We start from the raw sequence: 15,492 nt of genomic DNA on the forward strand, positions 1-15,492 counted from the left end.
GTGACTGTTCCGGGTATTACATTCGTGGAGGTTTCTTGTGCCCTGTTTTATTTGTAATTTTTAGGACACATTTTTTTTACGGATATTTTCGCGGTATTTCTTGGGAGAGGAGGGAGGGACCTAAAAATCCGATTTAGGGGCTTTACCGTCGGCGCGAACGGCCCACAAATCGTATTCGTCGCCGGCGACGATGCGTGCGCGGATCATGTCGCCTTCGTTGATATCCTGGGCGTCGTCCAGCAAAACCGTGCCGTCGATTTCCGGGGCGTCGGCGTAGGTCCGTCCGACGGCGCCGTCGTCGTCAACCCGGTCGATCAGTACGTCGAAGGTGCGTCCGACCTTGGCCTTGGTGCGCGCGGCGCTGATTTCCTGTTGCAGGTCCATCAGGCGTTCCCAGCGGTCCTGCTTGATATCCTCGTCGATGTCCTCGGCGAGGGCGTTGGCCTGGGCCCCGGCGACCGCCTCGTATTTAAAACAGCCGACGCGGTCGAGCCGGGCTTCTTCGAGCCAGTCTAAAAGAAACTCGAATTCTTCCTCGGTCTCGCCGGGGAACCCGGTGATGAAGGTCGAGCGAACGGCGATGTCCGGGCACTGGGCGCGCCATTTTTCGATCCGACCCAGGATTTTTTCCTGGTGGGCGGGGCGGCGCATGGCTTTGAGGACGCGCGGGCTGGCGTGCTGAAAGGGGATATCCAAATAGGGCAGAATTTTGCCCTCGGCCATCAGCGGCACCAGGTTATCGACGTGGGGGTAGGGATAGACGTAATGCAGGCGCACCCACACGCCCAACGACCCTAGGGCCTCGGCCAGGGGGGCGATCCGGGTTTCGACGGCGTTGCCGCGCCAGGTGTCGGCGGCATAGCCGGTGTCCAGGCCATAGGCCCCGGTGTCCTGGCTGATGACCAGCAATTCGCGCACGCCGGCCTCGACCAGGCGTTCGGCCTCGCCCAGCACGTCGCCCGCTAAGCGGCTGACGAGCTTGCCGCGAATGTCGGGGATGATGCAGAAGCTGCAGTCGTGATTGCAGCCTTCGGAAATCTTCAAGTACGCGTAATGGCGCGGCGTCAGGTGGAGGCCTTCCTTGGGCACCAGATCGACGAAGGGGGCGTGCGCCGGCGGGCGGGCGCGGTGCACGGCGTCGATCACCGCCGCGTATTGGTGGGGGCCGGTGACCGATAGCACGTCGGGATGAACGGTGCGGATCGCGTTCTCGTCGATCCCCATGCAGCCGGTGACGATGACCCGGCCGTTCCGGTTCATCGCCTCGCCGATGGCGTCCAGGGATTCCCGGCGGGCGCTGTCGAGAAAACCGCAGGTGTTGACCAGCACCACGTCGGCGCCTTCGAAACTGTCGGAAATTTGATACCCTTCGGCGGCGAGACGGGTCAATATCCGCTCGGAATCGACCAGGGCCTTGGGGCAACCAAGGCTGACGATACCCACCTTGGGCGGCGTTTTCGGCGGGGTATTCATGATCCGTTGCGCTCCGTTGCGTTAAGGGGCCGACCTAGTGGTTTGAGTTTAACATTTGAGTCCGATGCAATTGGACACAAATGTGTGAAGAAATCAAACTGCAACAAAAAGATAGATAGTGGTCGGCCCGATGGTTCGCGGGAGCGAAACGTCGGAGTCGATCCACTAGCACATAGCCCAGGAGGCAGGAAAATTCAATCGCCGCCCCGCTTTTCGCCCGAAGCGGCTTAGAGGCGGGGGAAATGAAACGGTCGGCGCGAAGGCCGACCGTTTCCTTGCCTAGCGCGTGCAACGCAAGACAGGCAATCGAGAATGTTCCGGGAGTCCCGAACGCCGTCGGTTCAATCAAGCGCCGAGGGCGGTACGGGGGGCGGTGTAATCGTAACCGAGATCGTCGGCGACGGCCTTGTAGGTCACCTTGCCGCCGATCACGTTGAGACCCGCCAGCAGGTGGGCGTCGTCCAGCAGGGCCTGCGCGTAGCCCTTGTCGGCCAACGCCAGACCGAACGGCAGGGTGGCGTTGTTGAGGGCGTAGGTCGAGGTCCTGGGCACCGCGCCCGGCATATTGGCGACGCAATAATGTACGACGTCATCGACGATATAGGTCGGATCGGCATGGGTGGTGGCGTGGGAGGTGGCGAAACAGCCGCCCTGGTCGATCGCGACGTCAACCAGGACGCTTCCCGGCTTCATCGCCTTGACCATTTCGGCGCTGACCAGTTTGGGCGCCTCGGCGCCCGCCACCAGGACCGCGCCGACCACCATGTCGGCTTCCAGGACGTGACGTTCCAGGGCCTCGCGGGTCGAATAAACCGTTTTCAGCGCCGCGCCGAAGCGGTTGGTGAGGTGGCTGAGGACATTGACGTTGCGGTCCAGAACGGTGACGTCCGCGGCTTGGCCGAGGGCCATGTAAATGGCGTTTTCGCCGACCACGCCGCCGCCGATGACGACCACTTTGGCGGGTTCCACGCCGGGCACGCCGCCCAGCAACATGCCGCGCCCGCCGTGGGCGCGCTCCAGGCTGTGGGCGCCGGCCTGCACCGACATCCGCCCGGCGACCTGGGACATCGGCGCCAGCAGCGGCAGGCCGCCATGGCTATCGGTGACCGTCTCGTAGGCGACGCAGACCGCGCCGCTATCGACCAGATCGCGGGTTTGATCGGGATCGGGCGCGAGGTGCAAATAGGTGAACAGGAGCTGGCCTTCACGCAGCATCTTGCGCTCGACCGCTTGGGGTTCCTTGACCTTGACGATCATTTCCGCCTTGGCGAAGACGTCCTTGGCGTCGGCGGCGATCGCGGCCCCGGCGGCGACATAGTCTTCGTCGTTGCACCCGATGCCGACGCCGGCGTTGGTTTCGACCATCACGGCGTGGCCGTGGGCGACGAACTCGCGCACGCTGGTGGGCGTCAGGCCGACGCGATATTCATGATTTTTGATTTCCTTGGGCACACCGATCAGCATGGCCATCTCCTTTAAATTGACGTTTTCGAGAAGCTGTTCCTTGATGCGTGCCGCATTATAAAATTGCGACTTTCAAGAGGGCCTTATCATAAGTCGTTCAGGGGTGGAATGTACTTGCTAAATTATGCCGTAATTTGCAGATAATGTTAATATCATTCGATTGAATTCAATTATTTTCGAAGGAAGTTGTTGTGATTGATCTTGATGTCGTTGATCGTAAGATATTGGATCTGCTTCAGGAAGATGGGCGGATGACCAATGCGGAACTGGCCGATAAAATTAATTTATCGCCGTCGGCATGTCTGCGCCGGGTTCGCCGCCTAGAGGATGAAGGCGTGATCGCGGGCTATGTCATGTTGCTCGATCAGCGTGCGATCGGTCGGCCCGACGATATTTTCATCGAGATTACCTTGGTCAGTCAAAGCCAGGAGTGCCAAGAAGCCTTCGAGCGGGCGGTGCGCGAATGCCGAGACATCATGGAGTGTTATCTGATGGCCGGCGAGGCGGATTACCTGTTGCGCGTCGCCGCCGCGGGAACCGCCGATTACGAACGCATCCACAAAAGTCACCTGTCGCGGCTTCCCGGCGTGTCGCGCATTCGCAGCAATTTCGCCTTGCGCACGGTGTGCAAGACCACCGCGTTTACCTGCCGTATTTGAACTCCGAGGGCCTGACCCTAAAGAAGATCGCGCAATTTGTAATAGGCCATCGCCAACACCAGGGCGGGCATGCGCATGAATTTTCCGCCGGGGAAACGGGTGTGGGGGATACGCGTGAAGACATCGAACCGTTCGGCGGTTCCGGCGACGGCGTCGGCCATCAGCTGACCGGCCAGGCCGGTGAGGAAAACGCCGTGTCCCGAGAAGCCGTGGGCAAAATAAATGTTATTCGCCAGCCGTCCGAAATGGGGCAATCGGTTCATGGTGATGGCGACGTTACCGCCCCAAGCGTAATCGATGCGGGCGTCCGCGAGTTGGGGGTAGACCTTGGCCATGGTCCGGCGCATGGTGCGTTCCAGGTTGAACGGCGCGACCCCGGAATAGCTGACCCGCCCGCCGAAAAGCATCCGCCGATCGGCGGATTTGCGAAAATAATTGAGGACGAAATTGACGTCGGCGACGGCGTCGTCGTCCGGTAAAATGGTGTCGTTCAACGCCGCACTCAAAGGTTCGGTGGCGATGATATAGGTGCCCACCGGCATGATCTTGCCCGCGATATCGGGCTGTAGGTCTTCGATATAGGCGTTGGTCGCCAAAATCAGGTGATCGCACGAAACGCCGCCGCCGGGAGTCGCGATGCGGGTTTTTTGTCCGGCGCGCCGGGCGGGCGTGATTTGCGTCGCGGGGCTTTGCTCGAAGATCGCGGCCCCGGCGTGCTCGCCCGCCCGCGCCAGCCCCAAGGTGTAATTGAGCGGATGCAGGTGGCCGCTGTGGGGATCATGCAACGCGCCGACGTAATGGGCGCTGCCGGTCCTCTGCACGGTTTCTTCGCGCGACAGCAGGCGCGTGCCGGGATAATCGCCGCCAAGATCGCCGCCGACGGCGTCGTGCTCGGCCTTCATGTCTTCCAGGTCGCGAATTTGCCGAGGCTTCACGGCGGCGTGCAGATGCCCCCATTTGAGGTCGCAGTCGATGTCGTGGCGCGTGATGAGGTCGTCCAGCAGCGTCTGCGATTGCCGCCCCAGCTCCCAGAGCTTTTGCGCATCGTCGCGCCCGACCAGAGCGGCGATTTGGGTGAGGGTGCGGTTGTACCCGACGATCGCCTGCCCGCCGCTGCGCCCCGACGCGCCCCAGCCGACCCGGCGCGCTTCGAGCACGATCACCTTATAGCCCTTTTGCGCCAGATGCAGCGCCGCCGAGGCGCCGGTCATCCCCGCCCCAAGAACGCACACGTCACACGATACGTCGCCCTTCAAGGGCGGGCGGAGGGTCGTGGTGCTTGCGCTCGCGGCATAATAGGAGGGGGCGTGAACATCGCCGTCACGGTGAATGTTGTCCTTCATGAGAGACGGCCCTCTTTTTGCGCGTGGTGGTGACTGTTCGGGTCAAGCTCGATCCTCAATAATGCGGTGTTGCACCGGGTCTTTGTCAAGACTATCCAACATTTTTTTGATGCTCCGCGGATAGCTTTAATTTTTAAAAACACTTGGCGATGCGTAAAAATCATACAAATTAATTTTATATAACAATCATGTATAAGGATTATTTTAGCTTGTCGTTGTGATAATCTTCTCTCTTGTAAGGTTTTTTTCGCCATGATAGCGTTAAAAATAATCATCAAGCATTCAGGGTGCGCGCGCCTTTTTTAATGGCAGGTGCGGCGCGACGCGAAATGTGCGACGCTAAAGCGTTTCAACAGGGAAGTGACTTCGATCATGCGCCCCAGGGTTAAGCCGGTTGTTGGTGTATCGACGTGCGTGAAGGATGTTGACGGCTTCGCCAATTACGCCGTCGCCATGAAGTATGTTGACGCCCTGGCCCACGGCGGCGACGTCACGCCGATTTTGATCCCCGCGCTGGGGGAAATCCTGGCCATCGACGATATTCTGGGATTGGTCGATGGATTGATGTTGACGGGCAGCATGTCCAATATCGAACCGCACCACTACGGCGCGCCGCCCAGCGTTTCGGGGACCCTTCACGATCCTCTGCGCGACGCCACAACCTTGCCGATGATCCCCGCCGCCGTCGCCGCCGGTCTTCCGGTGTTTGCGATCTGCCGCGGCTTTCAGGAATTGAACGTGGCCTATGGGGGAACCCTGCATCAGCGCGTTCACGAAGTCGCGGGCAAGATTGATCATCGTGAGGATCGCAGCTTAACGCCGGAAGGTTATTTCGCCCCGGTCCACGACATCGCGCTTGCGCGTGAGGGGTATTTGGCGCGCTTGTTGGGGCGCGAAAAAATTCGCGTCAATTCCTTGCACGGCCAGGGGATCGACCGCCTGGGCGATGCCCTGACGATCGAAGGGGTCGCCCCGGACGGTCTGATCGAGGCGGTCAGCGTCACGGGGGCGCAAACCTTCGCCCTTGGGGTGCAATGGCATCCCGAATGGAAGGTGATGGAAAACGCCATCTCGCGCGCCCTATTTGCGGCCTTTGGCGACGCCTGCCGCGCGCGCCTCGATAGCGCCGCCGCCCGTTGGCGGTCCGATGGAGGGGGCGAACATGCCTGACGTTGCGCAATGGTGCCGGGAACACGGCATTACCGAAGTGGAATGCATGGTGCCCGATATGTCGGGAATCGCGCGGGGTAAAATTTTGCCCGCGGAAAAATTTTTGAAGGGGATCGACGGCGATTCTCATCGGTTGCCGGAAAGCGTTTTCGTCCAATCGGTGACCGGGGACTTTCCCGATAACAACGATATCGTTTCGGTGGTCGATCAGGACGTGATCATGCGCCCCGATCCCGAGACCATCCGCCCGGTCCCCTGGTATGACGAACCGACCGCCCAGGTAATCTGCGATTGCTGCTATCCCGACGGGCGCCCGGTCGATATTTCCGCCCGTCAGGTCTTGCGCCGGGTGCTTCAGCTTTACGAAAATAAGGGATGGGCGCCGCTGATCGCCCCCGAGGTCGAACTGTTCTTGGTGAAGGTTAACGACGATCCCGATTATCCCTTGTTGCCGCCGGTGGGGCGTTCGGGGCGCGCCGAAACCGGACGTCAGGCATTCGGCATCGACGCCACCAATGAGTTCGATGCCGTTTTCGAGGATGTTTACGATTACTGCGAGGCGCAGGAAATCGATATCGACACCCTTAACCACGAAGGCGGCGTCGCCCAGATGGAGGTCAATTTCCTTCACGGGGACGGGCTGTCGTTGGCCGATCAGGTGTTTATGTTTAAGCGCACCGTGCGCCAAACGGCGATTTCGCACAAAATATACGCCACCTTCATGGCCAAGCCGATGCAACGCGAACCGGGCAGCTCCATGCATATCCATCAGAGCATCGTGGACATGGAAACGGGTGAGAATATTTTCTCCCTGCCGGACGGCGGCGATTCCGGTCTGTTTCTCTCTTATATCGCGGGGTTGCAGAGATATGCGCCGTCAATGATGGCGTTGTTCGCCCCCAACGTGAATTCATATCGCCGTTTCACTTATGAAGAAGCCCCGATCAACGTCCATTGGGGATTGGATAACCGTAGTTGCGGGTTGCGTGTGCCCAGATCCGCCCCGCAGGCGCGAAGGATCGAGAACCGTCTTCCCGGCGCCGACGTCAATCCTTACCTGTGTATCGCCGGCACCCTGGCGTGTGGCTACCTGGGCATGGTCGAGGGACTGACGCCCAGCGAACCGACCCAGGACAACGCTTATGTCCTTCCCCGTCGCCTGCCCCGCCACCTGTCCGACGCCCTCGACCGCCTGGAAGGCAGCGAGCAGATCGCGATGGTCTTGGGCGAGCGTTTCGTCAAGGCGCTGTGTTCGGTGAAACGGGGCGAATTGAAAACCTACGAGCAGGTCATCAGTTCGTGGGAGCGCGAACACCTTCTGTTGAACGTCTAGGGTATTGAACGTGCCGATCGCTTGGTGATGGTCGGTGGAATTTTTGGTTTGGAGCACCTTCTTATGAGCACCGTTCTCAACAGCACCCGACAGTGGCAGGATGAAGACCGCGATCATCACCTGCATCCCTTCACCGACATCAATGTCCTGAAGAAAAAGGGCGCGCGCATGATTACCCGCGGCGAAGGCGTTTACCTGTGGGACAGCGAGGGCGAAAAAATCATCGACGGCATGGCCGGTCTGTGGTGCGTCGGTTTAGGGTACGGGCGCAAGGAACTGAGCGCGGCGGCGGCGCGCCAGATGGACCAGTTGGCTTATTACAACACGTTTTTTCAGACCTCGACCATGCCCGCGACCGAACTTTCCGGGCTTCTGGCGGAGGTCACCCCGGAAGGCTTCAACCACGTTTTTTACGGCTGTTCCGGCTCGGAATCCAACGATACCGTGGTCCGTCTGGTGTGGCGCTATTGGGATATGCGGGGTAAGCCCGGCAAGAAAACGATCATTGGGCGCATCAACGGTTATCATGGCTCGACCCTGGCGGGGGCGAGTCTGGGGGGGATGGGCTTCATGCATGCCCAGGGGCCGTTGCCGCTGCCCGGTTTCGTGCACATCGAACAGCCCCATTGGTACGTTAACGGCGGCGATCTTAGCCCCGCCGAGTACGGCCTGAAGGCGGCGCGCGCGCTTGAAGAAAAAATCGCCGAATTGGGCGCCGAGACCATCGGCGCCTTTATCGGCGAGCCGATCCAGGGCGCCGGCGGGGTGATCGTGCCGCCCGAGACCTATTGGCCGGAGATTGAGCGAATCTGCCGCGCCAACGACATTTTGTTGATTTCCGACGAGGTGATTTGCGGCTTCGGGCGCACCGGCAACTGGTTCGGTTGCGAGACCTTCGGGTTCGAGCCCGATATCATGACCATGGCCAAGGGAATGTCGTCGGGTTATGCGCCGATTTCGGGGGTCATGGTCAAAGATCATATCGTCGAGACGATCGGCGACGGCGGCGAGTTCGCCCACGGCTATACCTATTCCGGCCACCCGGTGTCGTGCGCCGTGGCGCTGGCGAATATCACGATCCTGAAAGATGAGAAAATCATCGACATCGTGCGTACCGACACCGGGCCGTATTTTCAGAAACGCCTGGGCGAATTCGCCGATCATCCCTTGATCGGCGAGGTGCGGGGGAAGGGCTTGGTCGGCGCGGTGCAGATCGCGCGCGACAAAAAAAGTCGGGCCCTGTTCGACGATGTCGGGCGGGTTGGTGGAATTTGTCGCGATCACTGCTTCGAAAATGGCTTGATCATGCGCGCTTCGGGGGATTCGATGCTGTTGTCGCCGCCCCTGGTGGTCACGCGCGCCGAGATCGACGAGATGATGGACAAGGCGCGGATGTGCCTTGACTTGACGGCCAGGGATGTCGGCCTGTCGTAGGCGGCGTTTTTGGGGACGACGGATTTGGGGAGCGTCCGTAAGTTTGCGTCGCGCCGTGTGGCGTGACGTTTGCGATTTATCTGGGAGGTGAACATGAAACGGTTACTGAGAAATTCCCTGTTGGCGTTGGCGGGCGTCGCCGCGCTGGCGGGTTGTGCGAAGGAAGAAGACAAGGTCGTCAACGTCTATAACTGGTCCGACTATATCGACCCTTCGGTCTTGAAGTCGTTCGAGAAGGAGACCGGCATCAAGGTCGTTTACGACGTCTTCGATTCCAACGACGTGTTGGAAACCAAGCTCCTCGCCGGGGGATCTGGTTATGACGTGGTGGTGCCGTCGGGAACCTTCCTGGGGCGGCAGATCAAGGCCGGGGTGTTCCAGAAACTCGATAAATCGAAGTTGACCAACTTGGGGAACATGTGGGGGGTCATCTCCGAGCGCGTGGCGACCTACGATCCGGGTAACGCTTATTCGGTCAACTACATGTGGGGGACCACCGGGATCGGCTATAACGTGGCCAAGATCAAGGAACGCATGCCCGACGCGCCGACCGACTCGTGGCGCATGATTTTCGACCCCGCGGTGGTTTCAAAATTCGCCGACTGCGGCGTCTATATGCTCGACGCCCCGGATGAAATGATCCCGGCGGCGCTGAAATACATCGGCGAGGATCCCAACAGCAAGGATCCCGCGGTGATCGCCAAGGCCGAACCGGTGCTGGCCGCGATCCGCCCGTATATTCGCAAGTTTGATTCCTCGGCCTATATCGACGGTTTGGCGAACGGCGACATCTGCCTGGCCGTGGGTTGGTCCGGCGACGTTCTACAGGCCCGCGACCGGGCGGTGGAGGCCAAGAACAACGTGGAAATCAAGTATGTCGTGCCCAAGGAGGGCGCCTATATGTGGTTTGATGAAATGGCGATACCCAAAGACGCCCCGCATCCCGGAAACGCGCTCAAATTCATCAACTACATGATGCGCCCGGAGGTCATCGCCAAGTCCTCGGACTATGTCCATTACGCCAACGGCAACCTGGCGTCGCAGAAATATATCAGCAAGGACGTTCTCGACGATCCGGCGGTTTACCCCTCCGCCGCAGTGATGAAGACGTTGTACACCACGACGCCCTATTCGACGGAGACTCAAAGCATCCTGACGCGGATGTGGACCAAAATCAAAACCGGGCAATAACCGGGGGTGTGGCTCCGGCGTCCCGTGGCGTTCGGCCGCGGGACGCCGTCTCGCGTGCGAACAGGAGTAATCTTATCATGGTGGAAACCACCGGCCCGGCCCGCAAAGTTTGGGCGCCTTGGGACGATGCGGATAACAAGCCCTTCGTGCGGATCGAGGGGGTTACGAAAAAATTTGGGGATTTTGTCGCCGTCGATAATATTACGCTCGACATCTTCGAGCGCGAATTCTTTTCCCTGTTGGGCCCCAGCGGATGCGGAAAAACCACGCTTCTACGCATGTTGGCGGGATTCGAAACGCCGAGCGACGGGCGCATTTTGCTCGACGGCGAGGACATGTCGCGGGTGCCGCCGCACAAACGCCCGGTCAACATGATGTTTCAGTCCTACGCGCTGTTTCCCCACATGACGGTGGAAAAGAATATCGCCTTCGGATTGAAACAGGATGGAATTTCCAGAGACGAGATCGGCGAACGGGTGGGACGTATCCTGGCCTTGGTGCAGCTGGGAAAATTCGCCGCGCGCAAGCCCGATCAATTGTCGGGCGGCCAGCGTCAGCGGGTGGCCCTGGCGCGCGCCTTGGTCAAGAACCCCAAAATCTTGCTGCTCGACGAGCCGCTGGGCGCGCTGGACAAGAAGCTGCGCGAGGAAACCCAGTTCGAACTGATGAACATCCAGGAAAAACTGGGCATTACCTTTATCATCGTCACCCACGACCAGGAGGAGGCGATGACCGTCTCCTCGCGCATCGCCCTGATGGACCAGGGGCGGGTGGTTCAGGTCGCCACGCCGAGCGAGATTTACGAGGCGCCCAATTCACGAAAAGTGGCCGAATTCATTGGCGAGGTGAATATCTTCGAGTGCCGGGTCGATAGCGTGGAAAAAGATTGCGCACACCTCGAAAGTGCGCAGATGCCCTGCCGCGTGCGCACGGCGCGCAGTTTGGACGCGCGCCCGGGGGATACCGTGTGGTCGGCGATTCGGCCGGAAAAAATGGTGGTCAGCCTGACCCCGCCCGGCGACTTGTCGGTCAATTGCATCGCCGGGGAAGTCTGGGACATCGCCTACCTGGGTAAGTTGTCGGTTTTTCACGTGAAGACGGACAGTGGGTTGATGGTGACGGTGACGCAGACCAACCGCCTGCGCGAGACCGAACGGACCATCACCTGGGAAGACCGGGTTTATATCACCTGGTCGGCCAACGCCGCGGTCGTGCTGCGCGATTAGGAGGAAACGATGCCCGACACAGCCGGCGATACACCGAACGCCCCGCGCGCAAGGAGAGGCGTTCTGCGGGCGCTGATCGAGCGTCACGGTCGCAAGGGGGCGATCGCCGTGCCCTATTTGTGGTTGGTGGTGTTTTTCCTGGTGCCGTTCCTGATCGTCGCCAAGATCAGCCTGTCCGAGGTGCGCATCGCCATTCCGCCCTACGGCCCGCTGTTGGACGTGGTCAACGGCGCGGTCGTCGGTATCAGGGCGAATTTCAACAACTACACGGCGTTGGTCGGCGATGCCCTGTATTGGAAATCGTACCTGAGCAGCTTGGAAATCGCGTCGTTGTCAACGCTCCTCACCCTGCTGGTCGGCTATCCGATCGCCTACGCCATGGCGCGGGCGCCCCGCAATCGCCGCGCGGTGTTGTTGATGATGGTGATTTTGCCGTTTTGGTCGTCGTTCCTGATCCGCGTCTATGCCTGGATCGGAATCTTAAAGGACGAAGGGTATCTCAATCACCTTTTGTTGGGATTGGGGATCATCCATCAACCGCTCAATATTCTGCATACCTATAGCGCGGTTTATATCGGTATCGTTTATTCCTATCTTCCCTTCATGGTGTTGCCGCTTTACGCCAATCTGGAAAAAATGGATTGGTCGTTGTTGGAGGCGGCGGCCGATTTGGGCTGTGCGCCGCTCAAGGCGTTTTGGAAAATTACCGTCCCGCTCTCGATGCCGGGTATCGTCGCAGGCTGCTTTTTGGTGTTCATCCCCGCCGTGGGCGAATTCGTCATCCCCGATTTGTTGGGCGGCTCGTCAACGTTGATGATCGGCAAGACGCTGTGGGTCGAATTTTTCAACAACCGCAACTGGCCCTTGGCGTCCGCCGTTGCGATCGTGCTGCTGTTGTTTCTGGTTGGGCCGATCCTTTTGTTCCAGCGCCTCCAGGCGCGCCACGCGGAACGCAACGGTTGAGGAGGGCGCGATTATGCGCAAAGGCTTGACGGCATTTAATTATATTTCGCTCATCTTGGGTTTTTCTTTCCTCTATATCCCGATTATCCTGCTGATCATTTTCAGCTTTAACGAATCGCGCCTGGTGACGGTTTGGGCGGGTTTCTCCACCAAATGGTATGGCGCGTTGGCGCGCAATCAATCCATTCTCGACGCCGCCGTGGTGACGCTGAAAGTGGCCTTGATGTCGTCCACTCTGGCGGTCGTGTTGGGCACTATGGCCGGATTTTCACTGTCGCGCTTTCGCCGTTTCAAGGGGCGTACGTTGTTTAGCGCCATGATTTTCGCCCCTCTGGTGATGCCGGACGTCATCATCGGACTTTCGCTGTTGTTGATGTTCGTGGCGATGGGGATCGACCGGGGCATCGTCACCATCACCCTGGCGCACGCGACGTTTTCGATGTGCTATGTCGCCGTGATTATTCAGTCGCGGCTGTCCTCGTTCGACCGTTCGATCGAGGAGGCGGCGATGGACTTGGGCTGTCCGCCGCTAAAAACCTTTTTCCTGATCACGCTGCCGGTGATCATGCCGGCGGTGGTTTCGGGTTGGCTGCTGTCGTTCACTCTGTCGCTGGACGATCTGGTGATCGCCAGTTTCACTACCGGTCCCGGGGCGACCACCTTGCCGATGCGGATTTACAGTCAGGTGCGCCTGGGCGTGACGCCGCAAATCAACGCCGTTTCGACGATTTTGATCGGCATCGTCGCCGTCGGCGTGCTGATCGCCTCGATCCTGAACCGCCGCCAAGAAATGCAGCGCATGCGCAATGAACGCATGGCCGCCGATAACGCCTAAGATGAAACGCCAAAAAGAGGACGCCATGACCGCGACACCGAAGACCTTACTGATGGAAGAATTCCATAGCTTTTTTGAACGTCATCCGGATATCGAATATCTCGACGCCATTACCTTCGACATGAATGGAATCGTGCGCGGAAAGCGGTATCCACGCCGCGACTGCCTGCATTTGTACGAGAAAGGCATGCAACTTCCCTATTCGGTGATGGCGCTGGATATTCGGGGCAATTCGTCCGGCGCGGGCGGCGTCGGTTTTGGCGACGGCGACCCGGACGGGGTGTTGACCCCGGTGCCGGGCACACTGGCCACGATCCCTTGGGCCGACGTGCCGATGGCTCAGGCAATGTTCACCTATCTGCGCGCCAACGGTCCCGACGCCATGCTTGAGCCGCGCAATATTCTCAAATCGGTCGAGGAGAGGCTCAACGCCGACGGTATTTTCCCGGTCGCCGCGTTGGAGTTGGAATTTTACCTGATTGACCGCGAGCGGACCCGCGACGGCCGCCCGCAGGCGCCGATTTCCCCGGCGACCGGCGAACGGGATACCGCGACCCAAGTCTACGGCATGGCCGAAATGGACAGTTACGGCGCGATCCTGCGCGACATCGAGAACGCCTGCGAGGAACAGAACGTCCCCGCCTATACGGCCACGGCGGAATATGCGCCGGGACAGTTCGAGGTCAACTTGATGCACACCGACAGCGCCGTCGCCGCCGCCGACCATGCTTCGTTGCTGACCCGCGTGGTGATGGCGGTCGCCGAGCGTCACGGTATGCGCGCCACCTTTATGGCCAAGCCCTTTACCGATATGGCGGGCAACGGCATGCATATTCACCTCAGCCTATTGGACGAGGCGGGGCGCAACCTGTTCGACGCCGGCGACGACAATCCTTTTGGTTCCGATACCCTGCGCCACGCCATTGGCGGCTTGAAGGAAACCCTGGTTCAGTCGATGGCCGTGTTCGCGCCCAACCGCAACGCCTTTCGCCGCTTTCGGCCTAATCTTTACGTGCCGATCAGCGCCACTTGGGGGGTCAACAATCGCTCCTTGGCGTTTCGCATCCCGGCGGGCGACGGCGCGTCGCGACGGATCGAACACCGGGTCGCGGGGGCCGACGCCAACCCCTATCTCGCCCTGGCGGCGGTAATGGCGGGTGCGCATCACGGCATCAAGGACACGATCGATCCGGGTCGGCCCGACACCGGCAACGCCAGCGCCGAGTTCGGCGAGGGCATGCCCCATACCATCGACGAGGCCTTGTCCGCCACGGCGGAGGGGGCGATCCTCAAGGACTATTTCGGAGAACGTTATGTCGAGGTCTATACCCTGACCAAAAAGGCCGAATTGGACAGCTACCGCGAACACATTTCCGGGCTTGAATACGATTGGTATCTGTAATCGGGTTGATTATCCCAAGGGCGCGCGCCAAACTCGGCGGATTGTTTTATCACTTTGAATATCGGGAGAGACCATGCTTGCGCAGGAAGGAATTTTCGCCCCCACGCAACCGCATCAATATGCGTTGGAGTACGATCGCTCCGGCGAGGCCGACGAAGCGACCGTTTTCGCGGCCTTGGCGGCCTTGGAAGCGGCGCTTTCCTCCGCCCGGGAACGGAAAACCGGCGCCGTGATCGCGTTCGGTCTGAATTTTTATCGCGCTCACGCCGCCGCCCCCGCGCCCGAAAAAGGCGGCGCCTTCGCGCCGATTTTGGGGACCGACGGAAAATCCGCGCCGGCGACCCAGCACGATCTTCTGGTCTGGTTGCAAGGACCGTCGCGCGATGTCGTTTTCGACGCCGCCAAGGCGATCGATGCGGCGCTCGACGGCGCGTTCCGCCGGGCGTTGGAGGTGTCGGGCTTCGTCTACCACGACAGCCGCGACCTGACCGGGTTCGTCGATGGTTCGGCCAACCCGGAGGGGGATTTGCGGGTCGAGACCGCCCTTGTCCCCAAGGATGCGCCGGGCGGCGAGGGTGCGTTTATGATAACCCAGAAGTGGGTCCATCATTTATCCCCGTTCGAGGCCCTGCCTGTCGATGAACAAGAGCGCGTGATCGGACGCACCAAGCCCGACAGCATCGAATTCGAGGGCGATGCGATGCCCGAAAACGCCCACGTCGCCCGCGCCGACGTCGATGTTGACGGTGCGCCGCAGCGCCTTTTTCGGCGCAGCTTTCCTTACGGAACTCTGGGAGAGCACGGCCTTTATTTCCTCGCCTTCAGCGCCGATCCCGACCGCTTCGATCTGATTTTGCGGCGCATGTACGGGGCGACGGCGGACGGAACCGTCGATCGGCTTTTGGATTTTTCGACGCCCCATAGCGGGTCGTACTGGTTCGCGCCGTCGGCGCCCGACCTCGCCGCGTTGATCGCGCGGGCGGATTGAACGGCGGGGCC

At 60.1% G+C, this 15,492-nt stretch carries 13 protein-coding genes; 10 read left to right on the top strand and 3 right to left on the bottom strand.

The features are described from left to right. Nucleotides 1-120 precede the first annotated feature (120 nt). Nucleotides 121-1,473, bottom strand: coding sequence for a 30S ribosomal protein S12 methylthiotransferase RimO (gene rimO / locus P3M64_RS12435; protein ID WP_132938401.1), 1,353 nt, complete (start codon nt 1,471-1,473; stop codon nt 121-123). A 345-nt stretch (nt 1,474-1,818) separates the two neighbouring features. Continuing rightward, complete coding sequence (gene ald / locus P3M64_RS12440; RefSeq protein ID WP_132938400.1) at nt 1,819-2,937, bottom strand: alanine dehydrogenase; 1,119 nt, start codon at nt 2,935-2,937, stop codon at nt 1,819-1,821. A 191-nt stretch (nt 2,938-3,128) separates the two neighbouring features. On the opposite strand from ald, the gene P3M64_RS12445 reads away from it, so the two are divergent. Then, a complete protein-coding gene (locus P3M64_RS12445) occupies nt 3,129-3,596 on the top strand; it encodes an Lrp/AsnC family transcriptional regulator (RefSeq protein WP_132938399.1) in 468 nt (155 codons plus the stop codon). A 17-nt stretch (nt 3,597-3,613) separates the two neighbouring features. Here the strand turns inward: P3M64_RS12445 and P3M64_RS12450 are convergent, their stop codons facing one another. After that, nucleotides 3,614-4,939, bottom strand: coding sequence for an NAD(P)/FAD-dependent oxidoreductase (locus P3M64_RS12450; RefSeq protein ID WP_132938398.1), 1,326 nt, complete (start codon nt 4,937-4,939; stop codon nt 3,614-3,616). A gap of 372 nt (nt 4,940-5,311) precedes the next feature. On the opposite strand from P3M64_RS12450, the gene P3M64_RS12455 reads away from it, so the two are divergent. The 9 genes from P3M64_RS12455 to P3M64_RS12495 all read left to right on the top strand — a co-directional run bounded on the left by P3M64_RS12455 (nt 5,312) and on the right by P3M64_RS12495 (nt 15,481). Then, nucleotides 5,312-6,109, top strand: coding sequence for a gamma-glutamyl-gamma-aminobutyrate hydrolase family protein (locus tag P3M64_RS12455; protein ID WP_132938397.1), 798 nt, complete (start codon nt 5,312-5,314; stop codon nt 6,107-6,109). Next, a complete protein-coding gene (locus tag P3M64_RS12460) occupies nt 6,102-7,442 on the top strand; it encodes a glutamine synthetase family protein (protein WP_132938396.1) in 1,341 nt (446 codons plus the stop codon). Before P3M64_RS12455 ends, P3M64_RS12460 begins: the two co-directional genes overlap by 8 nt. A gap of 63 nt (nt 7,443-7,505) precedes the next feature. Beyond that, nucleotides 7,506-8,876, top strand: a complete 1,371-nt coding sequence (locus P3M64_RS12465) for an aspartate aminotransferase family protein (RefSeq protein ID WP_132938395.1) — start codon at nt 7,506-7,508, stop codon at nt 8,874-8,876. Between the two features lie 93 nt (nt 8,877-8,969). Then, nucleotides 8,970-10,067 (top strand): polyamine ABC transporter substrate-binding protein, encoded by a 1,098-nt coding sequence (locus P3M64_RS12470; RefSeq protein ID WP_132938394.1) that lies wholly within the window; start codon nt 8,970-8,972, stop codon nt 10,065-10,067. Nucleotides 10,068-10,144: 77 nt separating this feature from the next. Then, nucleotides 10,145-11,293, top strand: coding sequence for an ABC transporter ATP-binding protein (locus tag P3M64_RS12475; protein ID WP_132938393.1), 1,149 nt, complete (start codon nt 10,145-10,147; stop codon nt 11,291-11,293). Nucleotides 11,294-11,302: 9 nt separating this feature from the next. After that, nucleotides 11,303-12,256: an ABC transporter permease subunit gene (locus P3M64_RS12480; RefSeq protein ID WP_132938392.1), complete on the top strand. Its 954-nt coding sequence runs from the start codon at nt 11,303-11,305 to the stop codon at nt 12,254-12,256. Between the two features lie 13 nt (nt 12,257-12,269). After that, nucleotides 12,270-13,091 carry an ABC transporter permease subunit gene (locus tag P3M64_RS12485; protein ID WP_132938391.1) on the top strand — a complete coding sequence of 274 codons (822 nt, stop codon included), beginning with the start codon at nt 12,270-12,272 and terminating at the stop codon, nt 13,089-13,091. 25 nt (nt 13,092-13,116) lie between these two features. After that, complete coding sequence (locus tag P3M64_RS12490) at nt 13,117-14,493, top strand: glutamine synthetase family protein (protein WP_243644727.1); 1,377 nt, start codon at nt 13,117-13,119, stop codon at nt 14,491-14,493. A gap of 73 nt (nt 14,494-14,566) precedes the next feature. Continuing rightward, a complete protein-coding gene (locus P3M64_RS12495) occupies nt 14,567-15,481 on the top strand; it encodes a Dyp-type peroxidase (protein ID WP_132938390.1) in 915 nt (304 codons plus the stop codon). The last annotated feature ends 11 nt before the right edge of the window (nt 15,482-15,492 follow it).

The sequence above is a fragment of the Varunaivibrio sulfuroxidans genome, assembly GCF_029318635.1.
Classification (GTDB): Bacteria; Pseudomonadota; Alphaproteobacteria; order Rhodospirillales; family Magnetovibrionaceae; genus Varunaivibrio; species Varunaivibrio sulfuroxidans.

Excerpts from the sequence above, each read along its gene's own strand:
- rimO (WP_132938401.1), bottom strand. The coding sequence starts at position 1,473 with ATGAATACCCCGCCGAAAACGCCGCCCAAGGTGGGTATCGTCAGCCTT.
- ald (WP_132938400.1), bottom strand. The coding sequence starts at position 2,937 with ATGCTGATCGGTGTGCCCAAGGAAATCAAAAATCATGAATATCGCGTC.
- P3M64_RS12450 (WP_132938398.1), bottom strand. The coding sequence starts at position 4,939 with ATGAAGGACAACATTCACCGTGACGGCGATGTTCACGCCCCCTCCTAT.
- P3M64_RS12455 (WP_132938397.1), top strand. The coding sequence starts at position 5,312 with ATGCGCCCCAGGGTTAAGCCGGTTGTTGGTGTATCGACGTGCGTGAAG.
- P3M64_RS12460 (WP_132938396.1), top strand. The coding sequence starts at position 6,102 with ATGCCTGACGTTGCGCAATGGTGCCGGGAACACGGCATTACCGAAGTG.
- P3M64_RS12465 (WP_132938395.1), top strand. The coding sequence starts at position 7,506 with ATGAGCACCGTTCTCAACAGCACCCGACAGTGGCAGGATGAAGACCGC.
- P3M64_RS12470 (WP_132938394.1), top strand. The coding sequence starts at position 8,970 with ATGAAACGGTTACTGAGAAATTCCCTGTTGGCGTTGGCGGGCGTCGCC.
- P3M64_RS12475 (WP_132938393.1), top strand. The coding sequence starts at position 10,145 with ATGGTGGAAACCACCGGCCCGGCCCGCAAAGTTTGGGCGCCTTGGGAC.
- P3M64_RS12480 (WP_132938392.1), top strand. The coding sequence starts at position 11,303 with ATGCCCGACACAGCCGGCGATACACCGAACGCCCCGCGCGCAAGGAGA.
- P3M64_RS12485 (WP_132938391.1), top strand. The coding sequence starts at position 12,270 with ATGCGCAAAGGCTTGACGGCATTTAATTATATTTCGCTCATCTTGGGT.
- P3M64_RS12490 (WP_243644727.1), top strand. The coding sequence starts at position 13,117 with ATGACCGCGACACCGAAGACCTTACTGATGGAAGAATTCCATAGCTTT.
- P3M64_RS12495 (WP_132938390.1), top strand. The coding sequence starts at position 14,567 with ATGCTTGCGCAGGAAGGAATTTTCGCCCCCACGCAACCGCATCAATAT.